Genomic DNA, 22019 nt, shown 5'->3' with positions numbered 1-22019 from the left:
ACAAGCACGGTGACCTACTACCCCCACTCATAGAAAAAACAAAAACCCCGCCCCATCCCCCTCATTCCGCCCCCGCACCCACTAACGCCCTTCGTAAGTGACCCACACCTCATGGGCGGCCTCACACGGAGCGGGCCCGGTCGTCACGCAGAGCGAGCGCTTTCCTGCGTGGCGTCAACCATCACGGCGGCGGGTGCGGAAGCGTGGAGCCCATGGACACCAGCGCGCACGTCCCCGGCACCGGAGCGGCCCCGTCCCGCGTGCTCGTCATCGGTGCGACGGGCTACATCGGCGGGCGGCTCGTGCCCGTGCTGCTCGGGGCCGGCTACCGGGTGCGGTGCCTGGTCCGCGAACCGCGCCGCCTGCGGGACCAGCCGTGGGCCGACCGGATCGAGACCGTCAAGGCGGACGTCACCAGCCCCGGCACCCTCCCCCCGGCGTTCGAGGGCGTGGACGTCGTCTACTACCTCGTGCACGCCCTCGGCACCGGCACGGGCTTCGAGGAGACGGACCGGCGGGCGGCGCTCGCGGTCGCCCGGACGGCGAAGGAGGCCGGCGTACGGCGGATCGTCTACCTCGGCGGGCTCGCTCCCCGCCAGGTGCCCGAGCGGGAGCTGTCGCCCCACCTGCGCTCGCGCGCCGAGGTCGGCCGCATCCTGCTCAACAGCGGCGTGCCCACGGCGCACCTGCGCGCCGCGGTCGTCATCGGCTCGGGTTCGGCGTCCTTCGAGATGCTGCGCCACCTCACCGAGCGACTGCCCGTGATGGTCACTCCACGCTGGGTGCGCACGCGCGTCCAGCCGATCGCCGTCCGCGACGTGCTGCGCTGCCTGCTGGCCGCGGCCGCGCTGCCGGACGAGCTCAACCGCGGCTTCGACATCGGCGGCCCCGAGGTCCTGTCGTACCGGCAGATGATGGAGCGCTACGCGGCCGTCGCCCGTCTTCCGCGGCGCCTGGTCCTGCCGGTGCCGGTGCTCTCGCCGGCGCTGTCCGGCCTCTGGGTCGGGCTGGTGACGCCGGTGCCCGGCAGCGTCGCCCGGCCGCTGGTGGAGTCGCTGCGCCACGAGGTGGTCTGCCGCGAGCACGACTTCGCGCGCTACGCCCCGGATCCGCCCGAGGGGCTGCTGGGCTTCGACGAGGCCGTCCGCCTGGCCCTCAAGCGCGTACGGGACGCGGACGTGGCCACCCGCTGGTCCTCCGCGTCACTGCCCGGCGCCCCGAGCGACCCTTTGCCGTCGGATCCCGAGTGGTCCGGGGGCAGCCTCTACGAGGACCGGCGCGAGGTGGCCGTGGAGGCGCCGGCCGAGGAGCTGTGGCGGGTGGTCGAGGGCATCGGGGGCGACAACGGCTGGTACTCGTTCCCGCTGGCGTGGTCGGTGCGCGGAGTCCTGGACCGGCTCGCCGGCGGCGTCGGGCTGCGCCGCGGGCGGCGGGACCCGCACTCCCTGCGCATCGGCGACTCCCTCGACTTCTGGCGCGTGGAGGAGATCGAGCGCGGCCGCCTGCTGCGGCTGCGTGCGGAGATGCGCCTGCCCGGGCGCGCCTGGCTGGAGCTGACGGTCACCCCCGACGGGCCGTCGCGCGCCGTCTACCGGCAGCGGGCCCTGTTCCGGCCGCACGGCCTGGCCGGGCACGCCTACTGGTGGAGCGTGGCGCCCTTCCACGCCGTCGTGTTCGGGGGCATGGCCCGCAACATCGCGGGGCGGGCCGCCGAGGGCACGTCCGCGCCCGGCTCGTGAGGGAACCCGGCGCCCTGCGGGGCCGGGGGGCGCGCGCCGCCTCCCGCACCACCGTTCGCCCGAGCCGTACCGCGGGTTTCGGGCGCCGGTCCGTGTCTCATAGGGGCAAAGCGGGAAGAGGAGGCCGATCCATGTCCAAGTCCATGCGTATGCCCACGCACCCACCGCGTTTCGCCGGCGCCGCCGCCGGCTGCGCCCTGGCCCTCGCGCTGAGCGCCGCGGGCGTCACCGGCCCGGCCCCGGCGGCCGCAGCCGCACCCGTGTCCGCACCCGCATCCGCATCCGCACCCCAGCCGAAGCAGTACACGGCGGCGCAGGTGTACGGCTTCCTCGTGAAGTTCTACGGGCAGCACGGTCCGAGCGCGTACGACCGCATGCACAAGGTCGATGCGGATCTGCGGAAGAGGGCCGCGGCGGCCAAGGGCAGCGACGTGCTGCTCTGCGCCCAGAACGTTCCGCGGAGCATCTCCGTCGGGAGGGTCACGGCCGAGCGGTCGGGCATGGCGTGGGCCCCGGTCACCACGCACTGGAAGGCCGGCCCGGACAAGCGCTTCACGGCGTACGTGGGCCTGAAGGGCAGCCTGCCGATGAAGCTGTACGACGTGACGTGCGACGGGTGAACCGGCGGCGGGATGCGAGGATCTCGCCGTGGATCCTACGTACATGCACACGCACGGCCTGCCCGGCCGGTCTCCCGGCGCCCCTGTCCGCGCCGGCATCCCCGAGCACGGGCGGATTCCCAAGTACTACGCGGTGAAGGCGCAGGTCGCCGAGCTCCTCGACGAACTGGGCGAGGGCGGGCAGCTGCCCACCGAGCGGGAGCTCGCCGCGCGCTTCGAGGTGGCGCGCGAGACCGTGCGCCAGGCCCTGCGCGAACTGCTGCTGGAGGGGCGGTTGCGGCGCCAGGGGCGCGGCACGGTCGTGGCGGGCCCGAAGCTGGAGCAGCCGCTCTCGCTCGCCAGCTACACCGAGGGCGTGCGCCGCCAGGGCCGGCGCCCGGGGCGCAACCTCGTCGGCCTGGACCGGCTCGCCTGCCCGGCCGCCCTCGCCCCCGACCTCGGCGTGGAACCCCTGGCGCCCGTCTGGCACCTGGAGCGGGTACTGCTCGCGGACGACGAGCGGGTGGGGCTGGAGAGCACGTACGTGGCGGTGGAGCGGGCGCCGCGCCTGGATGCGGACTTCGAGCCGGACTCCTCCTTCTACGGCTATCTGCGCGAGCGGCTCGGCATCGGTTTCGGCGACGCGGACGAGCGGCTGGAGACGGTTCTGGCCACGCCGCGCGAGGCCCTGCTGATCGGCACGCCGCCCGCGCTGCCGATGCTGCTGATCCACCGCGTCTCGCGCGACACCGGCGGCAGGCCGCTGGAGCGGGTGCGGTCGCTCTACCGGGGCGACCGCTTCTCGTTCACCGCGCACCTGCGCGGCGAGAGCTGAGCGAACACAACCCCACTCCCCCCTCCTCTAAATATCACAGAAAGGTAACGGGTCTAGTCCAAGTTTGGCGACGGGTTTCCCTCCGGTTCGCCGTTCGTCCCCTTCTCCGTCACCTGCCCCGACGAACGTTCGAGTCATGCGAGTCATCGTCATCGGAGCCGGCGTGCTGGGAAGCATGCACGCCTGGCAGGCAGTCCAACGCGGCCACGAGGTCGTCCACATCGAGCGCGAGGCGGAGGCCCGCGGGGCCTCCGTCCGCAACTTCGGCCTGATCTGGGTCAGCGGCCGTGCCGCGGGCGAGGAGCTGGCCACCGCCCTGCGGGCCCGCGAGCTGTGGGAGGAGATCGGCGCCGCCGTCCCCGGCCTCGGCTTCCGGGCCAACGGTTCGCTGACGGCCGTCACCACCGAGGCCGAGCTGGCCGTCGCCCGCGCCGCCCTGGACCGGCCCGATGCCGCCGAGCGCGGCTTCCGGCTCCTCACTCCCGGCGAGGTCCGGGCGGCCGAGCCGGCCCTGCGCGGCGAGCTCCTCGGCGCCCTGGCCTGCGACCGCGACGCCGCCGTCGAGCCGCGCACGGCCCAGCGGGCCCTGAAGGAGGCCCTCCTCCGGTCGGGCCGCTACACCTTCCTCGGCGGGCGCGAGGTCCGCGACGTCATCGGCGGGAACACCGTCCGCGACGACCGCGGCGAGCTGCACAGCGGCGACGCAGTCGTGCTGTGCACCGGCGCCTGGCTGGGCGGGCTCGCCCGCGAGCTCGCCCCGGAGCTGCCCGTGCGCCGCGTACGGCTGCAAATGATGCAGACCGCGCCGCTGGGCGAGCGGCTCGCCGCCTCCGTCGCCGACGCCGACAGCTTCCGCTACTACCCCGCCTACGGCGGCACGGCCCTCGACGCGATGGCCGCCGCCCAGGCCCAGCCGCCGACCGCCGCCGAGCACAAGACGCAGCTGCTCATGGTCCAGCGCGCCGACGGCGGGCTGACGATCGGCGACACCCACGAGTACGCCGAGCCGTTCTCCTTCGACGTCGACGAGGCCCCGTACGGCCACCTCGCCTCCGTCGCCGAGGCGCTCCTCGGCCGCCCCCTGCCGCAGATCCGCCGGCGCTGGGCCGGGGTCTACGCGCAGTGCGTGGACACCTCGCGCGTCGTGCACCGCGAGCGCGTGCGCGACGGCGTCTGGCTGGTGACCGGCCCCGGCGGGCGCGGCATGACGTGCTCGCCCGCGATCGCCGAGACCACCGCGAACGAACTGGGCTGGTGAACCGCATGACCTCCCGAGAGACCTCCCGAGAGACCTCCCGCATGCCATCCCCCACGACTCCTGGGCGGACCTCCCTCGTCGTCCTCGACATGGCCGGCACCACCGTCGCCGACGACGGCCTCGTCGAGCAGGCCTTCACCGCGGCCGTCCGGGAGCTCGGCGTCGAGCCGGGCACCGCGCGCCACGCCGAACAGCTCGCCTACGTGCGGGCCACGATGGGCGAGTCGAAGATCTCCGTCTTCCGGCACCTCTTCGCCGGCGACGAGGAGTCGGCGCAGCGCGCCAACGCCGCCTTCGAGCGGGCCTACGGGCGCCAGGTGGCCGACGGCCGCTGCGCGCCGCTGCCGGGGGCCCGCGAGGCCGTCGAGCGGCTCCGCGGCGAGGGCCGCACCGTGGTCCTCACCACCGGCTTCGCCCGCGTCACCCAGGACGCGATCCTCGCCGCCCTGGGCTGGACGGACCTGGCCGACCTCACGCTGTGCCCCGCCGACGCGGGCGGGCGCGGCCGCCCGTACCCCGACATGGTGCTCGCCGCGCTGCTGCGCACCCGCGCCGCGGACGACGTGCGGCAGGTCGCGGTCGCCGGCGACACCTCCTACGACATGCGGTCCGGCATCCGGGCGGGGGCGGGCGTGGTGGCCGGAGTCCTGACCGGGGCCCACGACGAGGCCGCGCTGCTCGCCGCGGGGGCGACCCACATCCTGGGCTCCGTGGCGGAGCTGCCCGGCCTCCTGGCACGTACGGAGGCCGCCAGGTGAGCACGGGCATCCGGTTCGACGGCGTCAGCGTCGCCTACGGCGGCAACACCGTGCTCGAATCGTTCGGCCTCACCGTCGAGCCGGGCGAGTTCATGGCGCTCCTCGGCCCCTCCGGGTCCGGCAAGACGACCGCCCTGCGCGCCGTCGCGGGCTTCGTCCGGCCCACGGCCGGGCGGGTGTTCATCGGCGACCGCGACGTCACCGACCTGCCGCCGCACCGGCGCGGCATCGGCATGGTGGTGCAGCAGTACGCGCTCTTCCCCCACATGAAGGTCGACGCGAACGTCGCCTTCGGCCTCAAGGCGCGCAAGGCGCCGCGCAGCGAGATCGCCGCGCGGGTCGCGGAGGCGCTGGAGATGACGGGCATGTCCGCGTACGCCGGGCGGTACCCGCGCGAGCTCTCCGGCGGCCAGCAGCAGCGCGTGGCCGTCGCGCGGGCGCTGGCCGTCCGGCCGGGCGTGCTCCTCCTGGACGAGCCGCTGTCCGCCCTGGACGCGCAGCTGCGCTCCGGGATGCTCGCCGAGCTGGCCCGCCTGCACCGCGAACTGCCGGACGTCAGCATGCTGTACGTCACCCACGACCAGATCGAGGCGCTCACCCTCGCCGACCGGATCGCGGTCATGGACGGCGGGCGGCTTCAGGACTGCGGCACCCCGCAGGACCTCTACCGGCGGCCGGGCACCGCGTTCACGGCCTCCTTCGTGGGCGGCGCCAACCTCCTGCCGGTGACGGTCGCCGACGGCGGCGGCGTACACCTCGGCGGAACGCGGCTGGACGTGGCGGCCGGCGGCGCCGCTGCGGGGGCGCCGGCCACGCTGTGCGTCCGCCCGCACCTGGTCGGGCTGGGCGAGGGGCCGAACGCCCTGCGCGGGACGGTCGCGGAGGTCCAGTGGCGCGGTGCGACGCACCGCCTGTGCGTCGACGTCGCCGGTCACCGGGTCACGGCCGACCTGCGCGAACTGCGCGAGACGCCGCCGCTCGGCACCGAGGTCACCGTGCACTTCGCCGCGCACGACGCGGTGCTGCTGCCGGCCGGCGCGGGCGGGGGTGAGGGCCGTGGCTAGCACCGAAGCGGTCTCCGGCGGCCCGCCCGCGGCCCTGCCCCGGGTCAGGGTGCCGGCGTGGACGCTGGTCCTGCCGCCCGTCGCCGCCCTCGGCCTCGTCTTCCTCCACCCGCTCGCGCTCGTCCTGTGGCAGTCGGTGTCGCCGGAGGGCGGCGGGCACGGCTTCTCCGCCTACGCCGACGTGTTCGCCCAGGCAGCGTTCCGCGACGCCCTGCTCAACACCGTGCTGATCGCCGCCGGTTCCACCGCGGGGTCCCTCGTCCTCGGCTTCGCCCTCGCCCTGGTCATCGCGTTCGTGCCGTTCCCCGGCGGCAAGGCGGTCGGCCGGTTCATCGACGTCTTCCTGTCCTTCCCCTCCTTCCTCATCACCCTCGCGCTGCTCTTCGTCTACGGCAGCGCCGGCATGGCCAACGGCATGTGGTCGGGGGTGACCGGCGCCGCCACCGGCCCGTTCGACTTCCTGCACACGCCCTGGGGCGTACTGCTCGCGGAGATCACGTACTTCACGCCGTTCGTCATGCGGCCGTTGCTCGGCGCCTTCTCGCAGCTGGAGACGGCCCAGCTCGACGTCGCGGCCTCGCTGGGGGCCAAGGCGCCGCGGATCGTCCGGCAGGTGATCCTGCCCGAGGCCCTGCCCGCGCTGGCGGCGGGCGGCTCCCTCGTCCTGGTGATGTGCCTCAACGAATTCGGCATCGTCCTCTTCACCGGGGCGAAGGGCGTGACGACCCTGCCCGTGCTCGTCTACGGCAAGGCGATCCTCGACGGCGACTACACCGGCGCCTGCGTCGTGGCCGTCGTCAACATCGCCCTCTCGCTGGCGCTGTACGGGCTCTACCGGATGCTCACCACCCGCATGGACGGAGTCCGCCGTGCTCGTGCATAGCCCTCGTGCCCGCCTGGCGGTCCAGGCCGCCTTCTTCGCCCTCTTCCTGCCCGTCTTCGCGCTGCCGTTCCTCGTCATCGTGGCCGCGTCCCTGGCCACCGGGTGGAGCGGGGCGTTCCCTTCGGGCGCGACCCTCGACCACTACCGGGCCGTCACCCACGGGGACGCCCTCGACGCGCTCACCACGAGCGTGCTGACCGCCGTCGCGGCCTCCGCCGCCGCCCTCGTCACCGGCACCTGGGCGGCCCTCGCGGCCAGGGGCACGCGCGCCCGCCGGGTCGTCGACCTGCTGTTCGTACTGCCGGTCGCCGTGCCGTCCGTGGTCGTCGGGCTGTCGCTCCTGGTCGCCTTCTCCAAGCCGCCGTTCCTCCTCAACGGCACCCCGGCGATCGTCGTCCTGGCGCACACCATCCTGGTGACCGCCTTCGCCTACCAGTCGGTGGCCGCGGCGCTGGACCGCCTCGACCCCGCCTGCGAGCAGGCCGCCGCGAGCCTGGGCGCGGGCCCCCTGCGGGTGCTCGTACAGGTGAAGCTGCCGCTGCTGCTGCCGTCCCTGTCCGCCGCCGCGGGGCTGTGCTTCGCCCTGTCCATGGGCGAGCTCAGCGCCACGATGATGCTCTACCCGCCGGACTGGCTGCCGCTGCCCGTCAAGGTCTTCGCCTCCACCGACCGCGGCGCGCTCTTCCCCGGTGCCGCGCTCGCCGTCGTACTCATGGTCACCACGCTCCTCGCCCTGTTCGCGGTCTCCCGGATCCGCACCAAGGCCGCCTACCGCTGACCCTCCCCCGTACGTCCCCCGCACGCTCTCGAAGGAGCGCGATCCCATGCCCCGTACCCCCGGCTCCTCCCGGTCCCCCCGCTCCCGCCGTTCCGCCCGCGCCCTGCTCCCGTCCGCCGCCGCCCTCCTCCTCGCCCTCCCGCTCACCGCGTGCGGCGGGACGTCCGGCGCCGAGCAGCAGGAGCTCACCCTCTACAGCGCCGACGGCCTCAAGGCCGAGGACGGCTCCGGCTTCTACGACAAGGTCTTCAAGGGCTTCGAGAAGGAGACCGGCATCAAGGTCCGGTACGTCGAGGGCGGCTCCGGCGAGATGGTGCAGCGCCTGGCCCGGGAGAAGTCCAACACCAAGGCGGACGTCGTCGTGACGCTGCCGCCCTTCATCCAGCAGGCCGACGGCAAGGGCCTGCTCGCCTCCTACCGCCCGCAGGGCTCGGACAAGGTCGCGGACGGCGACAAGGCCCCCTCGGGCAACTGGACCACGATCGCCCGCAACTACCTCTGCTTCATCTACAACTCCCGGGAGCTCAAGGAGGCCCCGCCCAAGACCTGGAAGGACCTCCTCGACCCGCGCTTCAAGGGCAAGCTCCAGTACTCGACGCCCGGCGTCGCGGGCGACGGCACGGCCGTCCTCGTCAAGGCCGTGCACGACTTCGGCGGCAAGGAGCCCGCCATGGCCTACCTCAAGGAGCTCCAGAAGAACAACGTCGGCCCCTCGCGCTCCACCGGCCAGCTCGCCCCGAAGGTCAACAAGGGCGAGCTCCTCGTCGCCAACGGCGACGTCCAGATGAACTTCGCCAACACCGAGACGATGCCGAACCAGGGCATCTTCTTCCCGGCGGGCGACGACGGGAAGCCCACCACGTTCGCCCTCCCCTACGCGGCCGGCCTGGTGAAGGACGCCCCGCACTCCGAGAACGCCAGGAAGTTCCTGGACTACCTCCTCAGCGAGGGCGTGCAGCGCGACGTCTCGGCCGTCGGCGGCGGCTTCTCGGCCCGTACGGACATCAAGGCGACCGACCCGAACGCCATCGCCCTCGCCCGCATCATGCAGGGCGTGGAGGTCTTCCGCCCCGACTGGACCGAGGTCGACAAGAACCTGCCCTCGTACGTGGACGCCTGGAAGTCCGCCACCGGCAGCTGACGATGGCGGACGGACCCGGCAGCTGACGGTGGCGGACGGTCCCGGCAGCAGTTGCTGACGGACGGACCCGGCCGGGGACCGCGGGCGCGCGAGCGTCAGCGGTCCCAGTCCTCGTTCCAGATCAGGGTGTTGCACTGCGCGACCTCGGCCTTAGCCTGGACCACGGCCCGCTGCTTCGACTCCAGGACCCGGCCCTGGTCGGTCTTCAGGCGGTAGAAGACGTCGAAGGTGCGGCTGGAGCCGAGCCCGTGGGGGACGAGCCAGCCGGGGGACTTCCCGTCGGCCACCGGGTACGTGTACTCGCTGCCGCCCCGCTCCCGCACCACCACCTGCGTCTTCGAGGGGACCTTCTCGTTCGCGGGGACCTTCCCGGCCGTCTCCCAGAGGACGTCCATGTACGTCCACCACACGCTGCACGGCAGGGACGCCCTCGGCACGGGCAGGACCGGCAGGGCTCCGGCGTCGAGGCGCGGCGCCGGGGGCGGGTCGGCCGTCGCGGTGCGGAAGACGTCCACGAGGACCTCGACGAGCTGTTCGGTGAGGAGGACGGCGTCGACGACCTCGCCGACGACGGGGACGACCTGGGCGGCCGCGAGCGCGGCGAGGGCCACGGCGTTGACGGCGATCGCCTCGGGGTCACCGTGCTGGATCCCGTCGGCGATGCCGAGCGCCTGGCCGAGGCCGGGGACGACGGCGCCGGTGACGGCGACCTTGTCGAGGGTGGTGGCGTCCTTGTCGGAGAACGTCTTCGCCATGCCGTAGACCCAGGTCCCGACGCCGGCGGCGGAGGCGGCCACGTGCGCGCCGCTGACCTCGCGGACCTTGGCGTGGCTGAGCTCCGCGGTGGAGTGCGCCTCGCCCCACGTCGGCCCCTTGGGGCTGCGTTTGGGAAGCTTCTCCACGTGCTCGGCGTCCTGCGCGACCTTCTTCGCCGTGGCCTTGGCCTTCTCCTCGACCTTGTCCCAGTCCACGGGCAGGCAGCGGTCGGCCGACCGCTTGACGCGTCCGGTGGGGGCGAGGCAGTTGGCCGGGGCGGCGGCGTAGATCGCGGCGTCCATGGCCGAGTTCTTCCCGCGGAACTCGACGGCCTTCTCGGCCTTGGCGCGCTCCGCCATCTTCCAGGGGACGATGAACTCGCTCTGCCCGGTGCCGTCGTCGGCGATCTTCAGGACGGTGTTCTTCTCCCCGAGGGCGTCCATCAGGGGCTTGCCCACGGGGACGCCGAACTCGTCCTTGACGAATCTCAGCTGGCGGTCGAGGAAGGCCTCACCGGTCTCGTCGGCTCTGTGGGAGAGGTGGACCGTGGCCACGTTCACCTCGTCCGGGAGGGTCACCCGGACGACTCCGCCGGCGGCCGTGCCCGCTTCATTGGTGCTGTAGCCGGCGGCGTGCCCGGTGGTCTCGGCCAGATAGAGGCCCTTCCAGTTGGGGTCGTCGTTCCCGGCGCTGCCGACCGGGCGCAGCCCTTCGAGGATCGAGTCGAGGTGGCCGGGCTTGTAGCCGTGGAAGGCCTCCAGGCCGGTCTGCGTCGCTTGCGTGATCCGGTCGCCGCCGGGGGCGGGAGCGGGGGCGGCGTGGGCCAGTTCGGCGGAGGCGGCGGCCATCATCCCGGCGAAGGCCGTGGTGGCGAAGACCCGCTGGGTCGATATGCGCATACGCATACTGCTCCTCATGTTTGACGGGGACCCCGGCTTTACGGGGGGGGGACAGGAGGGGTGATGCGGAAGTTGAGGATGATCCTGCCGTAGGGGACGAGACCGGGAACATTGGTCTCAAGTAGGGCGGTCCCCGCCGCGACCCCCGCCCGGAGAACGGCTCACCCCCGCCAACCGGAGGGGTTCAGTCCGCACTCGCGGCCGTACTCTCCGTCTTCCCGCGTACGGACCGATCCCGGCGGGCGGGAGAGGCCGGTGGGAGAGGAGAGGCAGGCGATGGAGTTCGAGGACCGTGTTCCCTTCGTGGTCCGGCTGGAGGCCGAGGACCGGCAGGCGCTCTTCCGGAGCGCGACACCCCTCGCCTTCTCCGCACGGCAGGTGCTCCTGCGCGAGCACGAGCCCACGGCCCACGTACTGATCCTGCTCTCCGGCTGGACGAAGGTGACCTCCGCGGCCGCCAACGGCTACGAGGCGCTGCTGGCCCTGCGCGGGCCCGGCGACATCGTCGGGGAAGCGGCCGTGCTCAGCGGGCGCCCCCGCGGGGCGACGGTCACGGCGCTGGGACAGGTCGAGACCCTGGCCCTCGACGCGGACCGCTTCAGCGGCCTCCTCGACGAACGGCCCGCCATCTCCCGGAAGTTACTGGCACTGACCGCGGACCGGATGCGCGACAGCGACCGCCGGCGCGTGCAGTACGCGGCCCTGAACGTCCAGGAGCGGCTGGCCCTGCTCCTGCTGGAGCTCATCCGCAGCCACGGGGAGGAGGCGGAGGACGGCGTGCAGCTAACGCCCGGGCTCACCCAGAGCGAGCTGGCCGGCTCGGTCGGCGCCTCCCGGGAAGCCGTCGCCCGGTTGCTGAAGGGGCTGCGGGAGCGGGGCATCGTCCGCACGGGGCGGCGCGGGCTGGTGGTGATGCGGCCGGACGTGCTGCGGAGGATGGCGCGCCAAGGGGACCGGTGAGGCGGAAGCGGCGACGGGGCCGGATCCGGGTTCGGTTTCGGGTCCGTTGTGTGTACGCCGTCACATCGCGAGTGTGCTGGTTTCCGTCGTCTCCGACTCCGTTTCAATGGCACCTTTCCTGTGTCAAGAGGGCCTTCACGGCCCGCGTCTCCAGCGGAAGGCGGCCATGCGCGAGCCTGTCAACCGGACCATCCTGCTCCTCGACATCGAGCGGTTCAGCCGCCGCGACGACGTGGTGCAGGCCGTGCTCCGGCGCACCCTGAACACGGTCGTCGACCGGACCCTGGTCACGGCCGGCGTCGAAGCCACCCAGCAGTACCGCGAGGACCGCGGCGACGGCCTGATCGTGCTCATCAGCGGGGACGTCGCCAAGACCGCGGTCCTGCGCGCGCTCCTCACGGTCACGCCCGCACTCCTCCACGACCACAACCGGCTCGCCTCGGGCGGCGCGCAGATGCGCCTGCGGATGGTGCTCGCCGCCGGCGAGGTCGCCCACGATCCGCAGGCGGGCACCACCGGAGGGCTCGTCGGGCACGACCTCAACCAGGCCTTCCGGCTCCTCGACTCGGACGCCCTGCGCCGGGCGCTCGCCGGGCGGGCGGACGGGGACTGCGTCCTGGCCGTCAGCACGCCCGTGTACGAAGGGGTGGTCCGCCACGGTCACCACGGCGTCCGGCCGGAGCTGTTCCGGAGGACGGAGGTGACGGTGAAGGACGGGGTGCTGCCGGCGTGGATCCAGGGGGGTGGAGAGGAAGCGGGGGTGGCCGGGGACGGGGCGGCCGGTGCCGCTTCCCCGTCGCCGGCGCCGGGAATGCCCCAGGCTCCGCCTCAGGCTCCCGCTCCCGCTCCCGCTCCCGCTCCCGCTCCCGAGCGTTCCGGTGGCGCGGTCTTCCACTTCTACGGTGCTCCGGTGGTGCACGGCTCGCTGGTCGGCGGTGACCAGCACGGCGTGAGCGGCGGACAGGTCACCGGAGACGTCATCCTCGGCGGCTCCGGCAACAAGTCCGCCCCGGCCGACCGCGGCGGGGAGTCCCGTAGCGAGGACGGGGGCCGGTCGTGATCGCGCCGTACGAAGACTCCACGACCGCCGGCGAGCCGGCGCCGGAAGCCTCCCCCGGCCCGTACCCCGACCCGGCCGGACCGGACTCCTCCGAGGCCGGCGTCGAACCCGGCGCCGAGGCGGAGCAGCACGCCTGGGACTCGCGCCGGGACCTCTACCGCCACAGCCCGGGCATCATGCTCGGCCACTCCGCGCAGCTCGGCGGCTCGCTGGTCGGCGGTGACCAGCACGGCGTGAGCGGCGGACAGGTCACCGGAGACGTCATCCTCGGCGGCAGCAAGGTCGAGTACCGGATCGGCGGGGACGAGGAGGAGCACTCCGGCGAGATCCGCGCCGCGGAAGTCGAGAAAATCGCACGGAACTTCGTCTTCCCGCCCGGCACCGGGAGCGAGCGCGAAGCCGTCGCGCAGGACGATGCGTGGGAGCCCGGCAGCCCCTTCGGCCTCGCGCTCGCCCGGCTCCGGGAGCACCGCGTCGCCGTCCTCTCCGGCCCCGCGACCACCGGGCGGCGCGCCGCGGCCCTCATGCTGCGGCGCGCCGTGGGCTCGACCGCCTACCGGGCCCTGGACCCGGCGCTCTCCCCCGGCCGTCTCGCGGGGGAGTTACGCGACGGGTGCGGGCACCTCGTCCACGACTTCCCCACCAGCGCGGAACAGCCGCTGCGCGAGCACCACTTACGTGCTCTGAGCGAGAAGCTCGGGGCGGCCGGGAGCCACCTCGTGATCGTGGTCGGGTCGCACCCCGTCGTCCACGGCGACGCCGGGCACGTCCCGTGGCGGCCGCCGGAGCCCTCGGCCCTGCTCCACGGCCACCTGCGCCACAAGGACCTGGCCGGTCACAGCATCGGAACCCTGCTGGCCCTGCCCGAAGTGCGGGCGGTCCTCAAACACCGGCGTCCCCCGGCCGAACTGGCCGTCTTCGCGGACCGCATCGCCGCGCACGCCCAGGGGCTCCTCCCCCTCACCGGCCTCGCCTCCTTCGGCCACGACGCCGCCGAGCGGCAAGTGCGGGCCTGGTTCGACAGCACGGAACAGACCCTGCACGACAAGGCGTTCCTGATCGCGCTCGCCACCTTCAACGAGGCCCCGTACCCGCTCACCGCCGAGCTCGGTGACGTCCTCTTCGGCCTGCTGCAACGCATCGAGAACCCCGGGGAGCCGGCCCGCATCCCCGTCTTCGGCACCTCCAGCGCCCAGCGCGTCGAACACGCGCAGGCCGACCGCTACCTGGAGACCGAGGAGACCGAATGGGGGCCGGTGCTCCAGACGAAGGTACAGTTCCGGGACCCGCTCACGGCCATCACGCTGCTCCGGGAGGTCTGGACCGGCCACCCGTCGGCCCGCCCCGCCCTCGTGGCGTGGCTGCGGCGCCTGGCGGACGACCCGCGCCCGGTCGTCCGCACCCGGGCCGCTTCCACCGCGGCGGCCCTGGCCCACGCCGACCTGCCGTCGGCCATGGCCCTGCTCATCCGCCCCTGGGCCTTCGAGTCACGGCTGCGCGCACGGCTGGCCGCCGCCAACGCGCTCGCCCTCGCCCACCACCTGGGCACGCCCCACGTGCCGCGCGTCCTGCGGGAGTGGTGCACGGCGGACGACCACCGGCTGCGCCGGGCGGCGGTGCGGACGTACGCCCTGGTGGGGGACGCGTTCGCCGCGGAGGCCGTCGAGGCGCTCCTGGCGGCGGTGCGTGCCATGGAGGCGCGGGGCGGGCCGGTCCGCAGGTGGCCGGGCGAGCTCGACGAACTCGCCCAGTCCGCCTCGGCCGTGCTGCTCGCGGCCGGCCAGAACGCGGGCGCGTGGGAGGCCGGGGGCGCCGCGGCCGAGCTGTGGCCCGCCCTCGTGCCGCTGACCCGCGGCGGACAGGGCCGGGACTTCGTCCTGCGCACGGTCGTCCACGCCTGCGGTCCCGTGGACGGCGCCGGCGGCCGCCCGCTCCTCCTCGACCTGTTCGGCCGTGCCGAGGCCACCGCCGGTACGGCGGGGGCGCTGCTCCGGCAGTCGCTCGCCGCCCTGTGGCGCATGGTCCTCAAGGACCCGCAGTACTCCGCGTCCGGCCTGGAGGCCATGCGCGACTGGGTCCGGGCGGCGGGCGACGATCCGGACGCCGAACGCGCCCTCGCCGAGCTGCTCCCGCTGCTGGCCGTGTCCGTCGAGGACACGAAGCGGCTCCTCTACCTGCTGGAGAACCTGCGCGGCGGGACGGACCCGGGCCCGCCCGCCGTGGCTCTGCGGCTGCGCGGGGCGCTGTCCCCGCCGCCCGCGCCGTGACCACCGGCAGATCCGCCCGCTCATTCCCCGCGCGCAACCGTCCCTAGGAGAAAGCAGCACCATGATGAGCCAGCAGCCCCAGTGGCAGCAGGACGTGAACCGCCACTCGCAGCTCGTCGACCCCGTCGTCACGATCCAGGAGCTGTCCCGCTTCAAGCCGCTCCGCACCACGCGCATCGACTACGCCCTCGTCTTCACCACGGCCCAGGGCGGCCTGGACGCCTACCTGCCGCCGCACCGCCCGAGCCGCGCCGAAGTCGCCACGCGCCGCTGGACCACCGTGTACGAAGTGGACATGGGCCTGCACGACGCGGGCGCGGTCCTCGCGCTGCCCAGCAGCAACGACGCCTTCCTCTTCGAAGTGACCCTGACGTGCAGCTGGCAGGTGCTGGACCCCGCGGCCTTCGTCGCCGGCGGGGAGCGCAACGTGCCCGCCATGGTGCAGCGGCTCGTCGACGACGCCGTACAGCCCGTCCTGCGCGCGTACGCGATGGAGGAGAGCGCGGCGGCGGAGAAGGAGGCGCAGCAGGCGCTCGCCTCCGCCGGGCCGCTGGGCGCGGGCGCCGGGCTGCACGTGCGGTGCGGCATCCGGATCCGCCGGGACGAGGCGTCCCTGGCGCACGCGCGGGAGCTGCGCGACATCGAGTTCGCGCGCCAGAAGCTCGACCCGCAGCACGCGCTGCTGATGCGGGAGGACGAACTGGCGGCGGAGCGGGCGCTCACCCAGGGGCAGCACCAGCACCGGATCGAGCTCCAGCAGCAGAACCTCGGCCACGAGCGGCAGCTGATCCGCGGACAGCAGGAGCTGGAACTCCAGAAGATCGAAGCCGAGAAGATCCACTACTACGCCCACTACCTGGAGCGCGGCGGGCCCGCCGCGCTGGCCTTCCACCTCGCCCAGCACCCCGAGGACGCGCGTCTGGTGCTGGAGAACCTCCGGGCGGACCAGACGCACGCCATGCAGAACCAACTCCAGGTCGCGCTGCAAGCGTTCGGCGGCGGACCCGGCCGGCTGGAGGAGCACCAGCTGGACGAGCTGCGCAGGCAGACGATGAACGCCGCCAAGGGCGCCCTCACCGCCGGCCTCCCGCCGTCCCCGCCCGACGGCGCGCCCGCGGTCGAAGGGCCGGTGCGTGACGAAGCGCCGGAGGGCGGCGGCGCCGACGCCACGCCTCCGCCGGACGGGGGCCCGGTCTTCGGGTACCGTCCCCCGACTCCGCCTCCCGGCCGATGACGACCGCCGAGCGGCTGCTCGCCGAGCTCCGGCAGGAAGCCGCCCGCGCCGACACCAAGGGCTCCGTCCTGGTGGCGGCGCAGGGCATGGCCGCGTCCGTGCTCGTCGGCGTGCTCGCCGTCCAGGGCTGGCAGCCGGCGTCCCTGTCGCTCCTCGGACAGGTGCTGTGGTGGGCAGGCGTGGTGTGCTTCCTCGGCTCGCTGCTCTCGCTGCTGATGTCGGTGATCCCGCGCTACCGGACGCGCGGGTGGCGGCCCGGCCTGCCGATCACCCACTTCGCCGACATCCGCGGTGCCGCCCGCCGCGGGCCGGAGGCGCTGGAGGAAGCGCTGCGGGAGACCGAGCGCGCTCCCGCGGCCGCGGTCCTCGCGGCGCTCACGGAGAACAGCCGGATCGTCGCCGGCAAGTACGGGTGGCTGCGGGTGGGCATGGGCGGGTTCACGGCGGCGATGGTGCTGCTGCCGGGCGCGCTCCTCGCCGGCTGACGTTCCCTCTTTCTCGTACGACCATTCAGGAGGCGCACAGCCATGCCCGAACAGGACGGGCCCGTCACACCAGAAGTCCCGCCACGAGCGGTGTCGTTACCCCGGCAGCAGGAGCGGCCGACGCCGCCGCCGTATCCGGGCGAGGTCACGGACACGCCCCCGGCGTACCCGGATCACGCAGGACCCCCGGCATACCCGGGCGCCGAGACGCCACCGCCGTACCCGGGCCGGGCGGAACCCCCCGCCTGCCCCGGCCAGGAAGCGCCGCCGCCTTACCCTCAGCCGGCAGGACCGCCTTCGTACCCGGGCGCGGAAGCTCCTCCGCCCCCGTATCCGGTGGAACCAGCGCCTCCGGCCTACCCGGCCGAACTGCCGCCCGCGTACCCCGGCGGCGGCGCGCCCCCGCCGCCGTACCCCGCCGAGGCGGGCCGGCCCGTTCCTCCGGCGGGCGGCGGCGCCGAGCGCGCCGGCCACGACGACCTCGCGCTGCAATCAGGCCGCAAGCACCTCAAGGCGTATCAGCGCGGAGTCGACGGCGCGGCCCTCTCTCAGCTCGTGGTGACGGTTCCCACCGCGGTGATCAGTCTCGCCCTGGTCTCGTCCGCCGCCTCGCTCCTCAACCCCGCGCTCGCCCTGCTGCTGCCCGCGGTGTGGCTGCTGTCCGGGCCGCTGGTCTTTCACCGTTCCGCCGAAGCGGCCATCGCCCGGTTCCTGCTGGGCATGCGGCGGCCCACTCCCGCGGAAGCCGAACGGCTGAGCGCGGTGTGGGAGGAGGTGACGCGCCGGGCCGGGGTGAACCAGGGCACGTACGAGCTGTGGGTGCAGGAGCGCGCCGAGCTCAACGCGACCGCCGCGGCCGGCCACATCGTCGGTGTCACGCGGCACGCGCTGGACCGGCTGCCGAACTCCCGGCTGGCGGCCGTCCTGGCCCACGAGCTGGGCCACCACGTGGGCGGGCACCCGTGGGCGGCCATGCTCGCCGACTGGTACGCGCTGCCGGCCCGCGTCGTGTGGCGGTTGATCACGACGGTCGTGCTCCTTCTCCTGGGGTCGAGGAACCTCGCGGGCATCGCCTGCGGCGGCTGTCTCTCCGTGACGTTCGTGTGGTTCGTGTACGTGCTGACGTTCACCGAGTCGATGTGGTGGATCACCCTGCCGGTCGCGATCGGCCCGTTCTTCGTCGCGTGGCTGCACCGCCGCGCCGAGTGCCGCGCGGACGACTACGCGGCCGGGCTCGGGTTCGGGGACGAGCTGATGGCAGTGCTCGCCGAGGAGCACCGGGCACAGACGAAGCCCGAGGCCGCCGCCCAGCCGGCCGTGGGGGGCGCGCACTCGCGCTTCGAGGCCCGGCTCCGGCATCTGCAACGCAGCACGGCCGGCCGCCACCGCCCCGCCGGGCAGCCGTAGGGCGCGGAAACCGGCCGGGGTGCGCGGCCGCGGCGGATGCGCCGCGGGCATACTGGGCCGCGGATGACCCGACCTGATCATGCAGAGACCAAGGAGCACGACGTGTCCGTCCACGAAGTGGAGATCGGCGCCCTCCAGGGCGGCCCCGCGAATCTCGCGCAGTACCGCGGCAAGGCCGTCCTGATCGTCAACGTCGCCTCGAAGTGCGGCCTGACCCCGCAGTACGCGGCGCTGGAGAAGCTGCACGCGGACTACGCCCCGCGCGGCTTCACCGTGCTGGGCGTGCCGTGCAACCAGTTCATGGGGCAGGAGCCCGGCACCGCCGAGGAGATCGCGTCCTTCTGCTCGGCCACGTACGGCGTGACGTTCCCCATGACCGAGAAGACCGACGTCAACGGCGCGGACCGGCACCCCCTGTACGCCGCCCTCGTCGGCACGCCGGACGCCGAGGGGCACAGCGGTGACATCCGCTGGAACTTCGAGAAGTTCCTCGTCGGCGCCGACGGGAGCGTCGTCGCCCGGTTCAGCCCGCAGACGGAGCCCGACGCCCCCGAGGTCCTGTCGGCCGTCGAGGCCGCGCTGCCCGCCTGACGGCGACCGATACAAAGGCGACCGATACAAACAGGCGAACCGCCGGCCCTTCCTTGCCCGCCGCCCCCGACCGGGCGGCGGGCAAGTCCGCGTTACGCGCTCTCCGCGCGCCGCAGCGGGTGCGGGTTGAGGCGGGTGAAGCCTTCCTGACGCTCGTAGGGGAAGTAGGGGTACGGGGCCTCCTTGGCGCTCGCCGCGTCGAGCCGTGCCACCTGATCGGCGGTCAGGTTCCAGCCGACGGCGCCGAGGTTCTGCCGCAGCTGCTCCTCGTTGCGGGCTCCGATGATGACGGAGGAGACGGTCGGGCGCTGGAGCAGCCAGTTCAGGGCGATCTGCGGGACGGTCCTGCCGGTTTCGCCGGCGATCTCGTCGAGCGCGTCGACCACGCGGTAGAGGAGTTCGTCGTCCACGGGCGGGCCGTAGTCCGCGGTGGCGTGCAGGCGGCTGCCCGCCGGGAGCGGCCGGCCGCGGCGGATCTTGCCGGTGAGCCGTCCCCAGCCGAGCGGGCTCCAGATGACGGCGCCGACGCCCTGGTCGAGCCCGAGGGGCATGAGCTCCCACTCGTAGTCGCGGCCGATGAGGGAGTAGTAGACCTGGTGGGCCGCGTAGCGCGGGCGGCCGTGCCGGTCGGCGGCGTCGAGGGACTTCATCAGCTGCCAGCCGGCGAAGTTGGAGACGCCGGTGTAGCGCAGCTTCCCGGCCCGTACGAGGTCGTCGAGGGCGGAGAGGACCTCCTCGACGGGGGTTCCCGCGTCGAAGGCGTGGAGCTGGAAGAGGTCGATGTAGTCGGTGCCGAGGCGGCGCAGGGCGTCGTCGACGGACTTGACGAGGCGCGAGCGGGAGGTTCCGGCGTCCGCCGGGCCGTCGCCCATCGGCAGCCCCGCCTTGGTGGAGAGGATCACCCGGTCGCGGCGGCCCTTGATGGCGGCGCCGAGCACCTCTTCGGAAGCGCCGGCGGAGTACACGTCGGCGGTGTCGAACATGTTGAGGCCCGCGTCGAGGCAGATGTCGATGAGGCGGCGCGCCTCGGCGGCGTCGGTGTCGCCCCAGGCGCCGAAGAGCTCGCCGCGCCCGCCGAAGGTGCCTGCGCCGAAGCTCAGCGCCGGAACCATCAGTCCTGAAGCGCCCAGTCGTCGGTATTCCATAGCGGTCCCTTCCCCTCACTATCGGGACTCACATCCCGTTAAGATGGGTTCACCGTAACAGAGGCCAGCCACTAATGGAATGGGAGTCCCGTTATGACCTCCAGCAGCGCCGACCCCGGCAGCCTGCGCCCGGGCGGTCGCACCGCACGCGTGCGGGCCGCCGTCCTCCAGGCCGCCGGAGACGCACTGGCCGAGGGCGGGCTCGCCGGCCTCGACCTCGCCGACGTGGCCCGCCGCGCGGAAGTCGGCCGGACGACCGTCTACCGCCGCTGGGGAACGCCCGCCAACCTCGTCGCCGACCTGCTCGCGGACATGGCCGAGCAGTCGCTCCCCCGCACCGAGACGGGCACGCTGCTGGGCGACCTGCGCGCCAACGCCCGCCTCGTGCAGCGCACGCTGGCCGACCCCCGGCAGGGGGCGCTGTTCAAGGCGGTGATCGCCGCGGCGACCTGCGACGACCAGGCGGCCGCGGCCCTGCGCCGCTTCTACGACACCCGGGTCACGGAATGGGAGCCCTGCGCCCGGCAGGCCGTCGAGCGGGGCGAGCTGCCGGCCGGGACCGACACCCGGGAGGTCGTCCGCGCCGTCTCCGCCCCCCTCTACTACCGCCTGCTGACCACCGGCGAGCCGCTCGACGAGGCGGCGGCGGAGCGCGCTGCCGTGGCCGCGGCGGCGGCAGCGCGGGCGGGAGCCTTCGTCAGCGAAGCCCCCGAAGCCCCCTGACGGCACGGACGGCAAGCGTCACGGCCTGCCAGGCCCACGCGACGGCGCCCGGCTGGTCGTGGCGCCCGCGCGGAGAGAGGCTGGAAGAGACGGGAAGAGACCGGGAAACCACTGGGAGAGGGTGGGCGCCGATGGCCTCCGAGGCAGTGCTCATCCCCGCCCGCGACGCGGTACTCGCCGGCGACCTCGCCGTTCCCGGCTCCGCCCGGGCGGTGGTGCTGTTCGCCCACGGCAGCGGCAGTTCGCGGCTGAGCCCGCGCAACCGGGCGGTCGCCACCGCGCTCCAGCACGCCGGACTGGCCACCTTGCTGATGGACCTCCTGACCGAGCACGAGGAGGCGGTGGACGCCCTCACGGCCGGTCACCGCTTCGACATCGCCCTGCTGAGCGGCCGCCTGACGGCGACGGTCGACTGGCTCGGCCGCCACCCGGACACGGTGGACCTGCCGGTGCACCTGTTCGGGGCGAGCACGGGCGCGGCGGCAGCGCTGACGGCGGCGGCGGAGCGGCCGGACCAGGTGCGCTCGGTGGTGTCGCGCGGCGGCCGCCCCGACCTCGCCGACGAGGCGCTCGGCCGCGTACGGGCGCCCGTCCTGCTGATCGTGGGCGGCGCGGACCATGAGGTGCTGCGGCTGAACCACGAGGCCGCGGACCGGCTGTCAGCGCCCCACGAGGTTCACGTCGTACCCGGCGCGACCCATCTGTTCGAGGAGCCGGGCGCGCTGGAGGAGGTCGCCGAGGCGGCGACCCGCTGGTTCCTCCGGCCGCCGCCCTCCGACGGGGCCTGAGTACGGGTTCCGACGGAGCCTGAGTACGGTCAGGAGCGCGGGCCGGGAACGGTGAAGCTCTGCCCATATATGAGGCTGTGAGGCTTTTGCGTGTCCGGGAGGCCCCGCCGGTCGTTCTCGTGACGAGAGCCCGCTCGCATCCCGCCCACGCACATCCCCGCCCGCTCGCATCCCCGGAGGAGACCCGATGCGCCGAGCCATTGCCACCGCCGCGCTGGCCGCAGCCGCCCTGACGCTGGGATCGGCCGCCGCCTCCCACGCCGCCGAGCGGCCGAAGCCCCCGGACCTCGGGGAGCTCGCCGCCGTCGACCCCGGCAACCTGGGCGACAGCGTCGCCGGAGTCACACAGAAGGCGACCGTGCTCGCGGGAGCGTCGGGAGCCGAGCTGGTGAAGCAGGCCGTTCCCGCGGCGGGCAAGGCGGCCGGTGCGGCGGTGAAGAACACGACGGACCCGCTTCAGCGGACCATCGGCACCGCCGCGGGAGCGGCGGGCCGCAGCGTGGGCGACACGATGTCGGCCTCGGCTCCGCAGGGCAGGTCGGCGCCCGGCCCGCACCCGGCGGGCCCGCTCCCGATCGCCGGCCTGCCGACGGGCTGACACCCCCTGCGGAACCGCCCGCACCGGAGCCTTCCGCGTGCGGGCCTCGGC

At 74.0% G+C, this 22019-nt stretch carries 21 protein-coding genes; 19 read left to right on the top strand and 2 right to left on the bottom strand.

The genetic code is table 11. The annotated features are described in order from the left end of the window. Window positions 1-212: 212 nt before the first annotated feature. The 9 genes from D7231_RS23470 (at window position 213) to D7231_RS23430 (ending at window position 9055) form a co-directional block, all read left to right on the top strand. A complete protein-coding gene (locus tag D7231_RS23470) occupies window positions 213-1739 on the top strand; it encodes an SDR family oxidoreductase (RefSeq protein WP_120757480.1) in 1527 nt (508 codons plus the stop codon). Between the two features lie 131 nt (window positions 1740-1870). Beyond that, the gene (locus D7231_RS23465; protein WP_241999873.1) at window positions 1871-2359 is read left to right on the top strand and encodes a hypothetical protein; all 489 of its coding nucleotides are present in this window, start codon (window positions 1871-1873) and stop codon (window positions 2357-2359) included. Between the two features lie 43 nt (window positions 2360-2402). Next, window positions 2403-3173 carry a GntR family transcriptional regulator gene (locus tag D7231_RS23460; RefSeq protein WP_120757479.1) on the top strand — a complete coding sequence of 257 codons (771 nt, stop codon included), beginning with the start codon at window positions 2403-2405 and terminating at the stop codon, window positions 3171-3173. Window positions 3174-3309: 136 nt separating this feature from the next. Then, window positions 3310-4431 carry a TIGR03364 family FAD-dependent oxidoreductase gene (locus D7231_RS23455; protein WP_120757478.1) on the top strand — a complete coding sequence of 374 codons (1122 nt, stop codon included), beginning with the start codon at window positions 3310-3312 and terminating at the stop codon, window positions 4429-4431. A gap of 41 nt (window positions 4432-4472) precedes the next feature. Continuing rightward, on the top strand, window positions 4473-5189 hold the full coding sequence (locus tag D7231_RS23450) for a phosphonatase-like hydrolase (protein WP_120757516.1): 717 nt from the start codon (window positions 4473-4475) through the stop codon (window positions 5187-5189). Continuing rightward, window positions 5186-6253 (top strand): ABC transporter ATP-binding protein, encoded by a 1068-nt coding sequence (locus tag D7231_RS37725; RefSeq protein WP_120757477.1) that lies wholly within the window; start codon window positions 5186-5188, stop codon window positions 6251-6253. Before D7231_RS23450 ends, D7231_RS37725 begins: the two co-directional genes overlap by 4 nt. Further along, window positions 6246-7136 (top strand): 2-aminoethylphosphonate ABC transporter permease subunit, encoded by an 891-nt coding sequence (locus tag D7231_RS23440; RefSeq protein WP_241999872.1) that lies wholly within the window; start codon window positions 6246-6248, stop codon window positions 7134-7136. The genes D7231_RS37725 and D7231_RS23440 overlap by 8 nt, the downstream gene beginning before the upstream one ends. Further along, entirely contained in the window at window positions 7123-7914 is a 792-nt protein-coding gene (locus D7231_RS23435) for an ABC transporter permease (RefSeq protein ID WP_120757475.1), read from the top strand. The genes D7231_RS23440 and D7231_RS23435 overlap by 14 nt, the downstream gene beginning before the upstream one ends. Before the next feature lie 46 nt (window positions 7915-7960). Then, a complete protein-coding gene (locus D7231_RS23430; RefSeq protein WP_120757474.1) occupies window positions 7961-9055 on the top strand; it encodes a 2-aminoethylphosphonate ABC transporter substrate-binding protein in 1095 nt (364 codons plus the stop codon). Between the two features lie 95 nt (window positions 9056-9150). Here the strand turns inward: D7231_RS23430 and D7231_RS23425 are convergent, their stop codons facing one another. Next, window positions 9151-10710 carry an ADP-ribosylating toxin gene (locus D7231_RS23425; protein WP_120757473.1) on the bottom strand — a complete coding sequence of 520 codons (1560 nt, stop codon included), beginning with the start codon at window positions 10708-10710 and terminating at the stop codon, window positions 9151-9153. A 276-nt stretch (window positions 10711-10986) separates the two neighbouring features. Between D7231_RS23425 and D7231_RS23420 the strand changes: the two genes are divergently transcribed. The 7 genes from D7231_RS23420 to D7231_RS23390 all read left to right on the top strand — a co-directional run bounded on the left by D7231_RS23420 (window position 10987) and on the right by D7231_RS23390 (window position 18714). Next, entirely contained in the window at window positions 10987-11670 is a 684-nt protein-coding gene (locus D7231_RS23420) for a Crp/Fnr family transcriptional regulator (protein ID WP_120757472.1), read from the top strand. Between the two features lie 166 nt (window positions 11671-11836). Beyond that, the gene (locus D7231_RS23415; protein ID WP_120757471.1) at window positions 11837-12730 is read left to right on the top strand and encodes a hypothetical protein; all 894 of its coding nucleotides are present in this window, start codon (window positions 11837-11839) and stop codon (window positions 12728-12730) included. Beyond that, window positions 12727-14997 carry a hypothetical protein gene (locus D7231_RS23410; protein WP_120757470.1) on the top strand — a complete coding sequence of 757 codons (2271 nt, stop codon included), beginning with the start codon at window positions 12727-12729 and terminating at the stop codon, window positions 14995-14997. Before D7231_RS23415 ends, D7231_RS23410 begins: the two co-directional genes overlap by 4 nt. A 61-nt stretch (window positions 14998-15058) precedes the next feature. Beyond that, complete coding sequence (locus tag D7231_RS23405; protein WP_120757469.1) at window positions 15059-16231, top strand: PE-PGRS family protein; 1173 nt, start codon at window positions 15059-15061, stop codon at window positions 16229-16231. Continuing rightward, on the top strand, window positions 16228-16716 hold the full coding sequence (locus D7231_RS23400) for a Pycsar system effector family protein (protein WP_120757468.1): 489 nt from the start codon (window positions 16228-16230) through the stop codon (window positions 16714-16716). The genes D7231_RS23405 and D7231_RS23400 overlap by 4 nt, the downstream gene beginning before the upstream one ends. Before the next feature lie 336 nt (window positions 16717-17052). Beyond that, on the top strand, window positions 17053-18123 hold the full coding sequence (locus D7231_RS23395) for a M48 family metalloprotease (protein ID WP_158673803.1): 1071 nt from the start codon (window positions 17053-17055) through the stop codon (window positions 18121-18123). A gap of 63 nt (window positions 18124-18186) precedes the next feature. After that, the gene (locus D7231_RS23390) at window positions 18187-18714 is read left to right on the top strand and encodes a glutathione peroxidase (protein WP_194959771.1); all 528 of its coding nucleotides are present in this window, start codon (window positions 18187-18189) and stop codon (window positions 18712-18714) included. Window positions 18715-18806: 92 nt separating this feature from the next. Here D7231_RS23390 and D7231_RS23385 read toward each other — a convergent pair whose 3' ends face one another. Next, window positions 18807-19859 (bottom strand): aldo/keto reductase, encoded by a 1053-nt coding sequence (locus D7231_RS23385; protein WP_120757465.1) that lies wholly within the window; start codon window positions 19857-19859, stop codon window positions 18807-18809. 93 nt (window positions 19860-19952) lie between these two features. On the opposite strand from D7231_RS23385, the gene D7231_RS23380 reads away from it, so the two are divergent. The 3 genes from D7231_RS23380 to D7231_RS23370 all read left to right on the top strand — a co-directional run bounded on the left by D7231_RS23380 (window position 19953) and on the right by D7231_RS23370 (window position 21968). After that, a complete protein-coding gene (locus tag D7231_RS23380) occupies window positions 19953-20582 on the top strand; it encodes a TetR/AcrR family transcriptional regulator (protein ID WP_120757464.1) in 630 nt (209 codons plus the stop codon). Between the two features lie 131 nt (window positions 20583-20713). Next, window positions 20714-21370 (top strand): dienelactone hydrolase family protein, encoded by a 657-nt coding sequence (locus tag D7231_RS23375; protein ID WP_120757463.1) that lies wholly within the window; start codon window positions 20714-20716, stop codon window positions 21368-21370. Between the two features lie 187 nt (window positions 21371-21557). Next, on the top strand, window positions 21558-21968 hold the full coding sequence (locus tag D7231_RS23370) for an ATP-binding protein (protein WP_120757462.1): 411 nt from the start codon (window positions 21558-21560) through the stop codon (window positions 21966-21968). Window positions 21969-22019 lie beyond the last annotated feature (51 nt).

Origin of the sequence: Streptomyces klenkii, from assembly GCF_003626645.1 — a bacterium.
GTDB classification, from domain to species: domain Bacteria; phylum Actinomycetota; class Actinomycetes; order Streptomycetales; family Streptomycetaceae; genus Streptomyces; species Streptomyces klenkii.
Note: the sequence above shows the minus strand (reverse complement) of the source record. Positions and strands in the feature narration are given on the sequence as shown.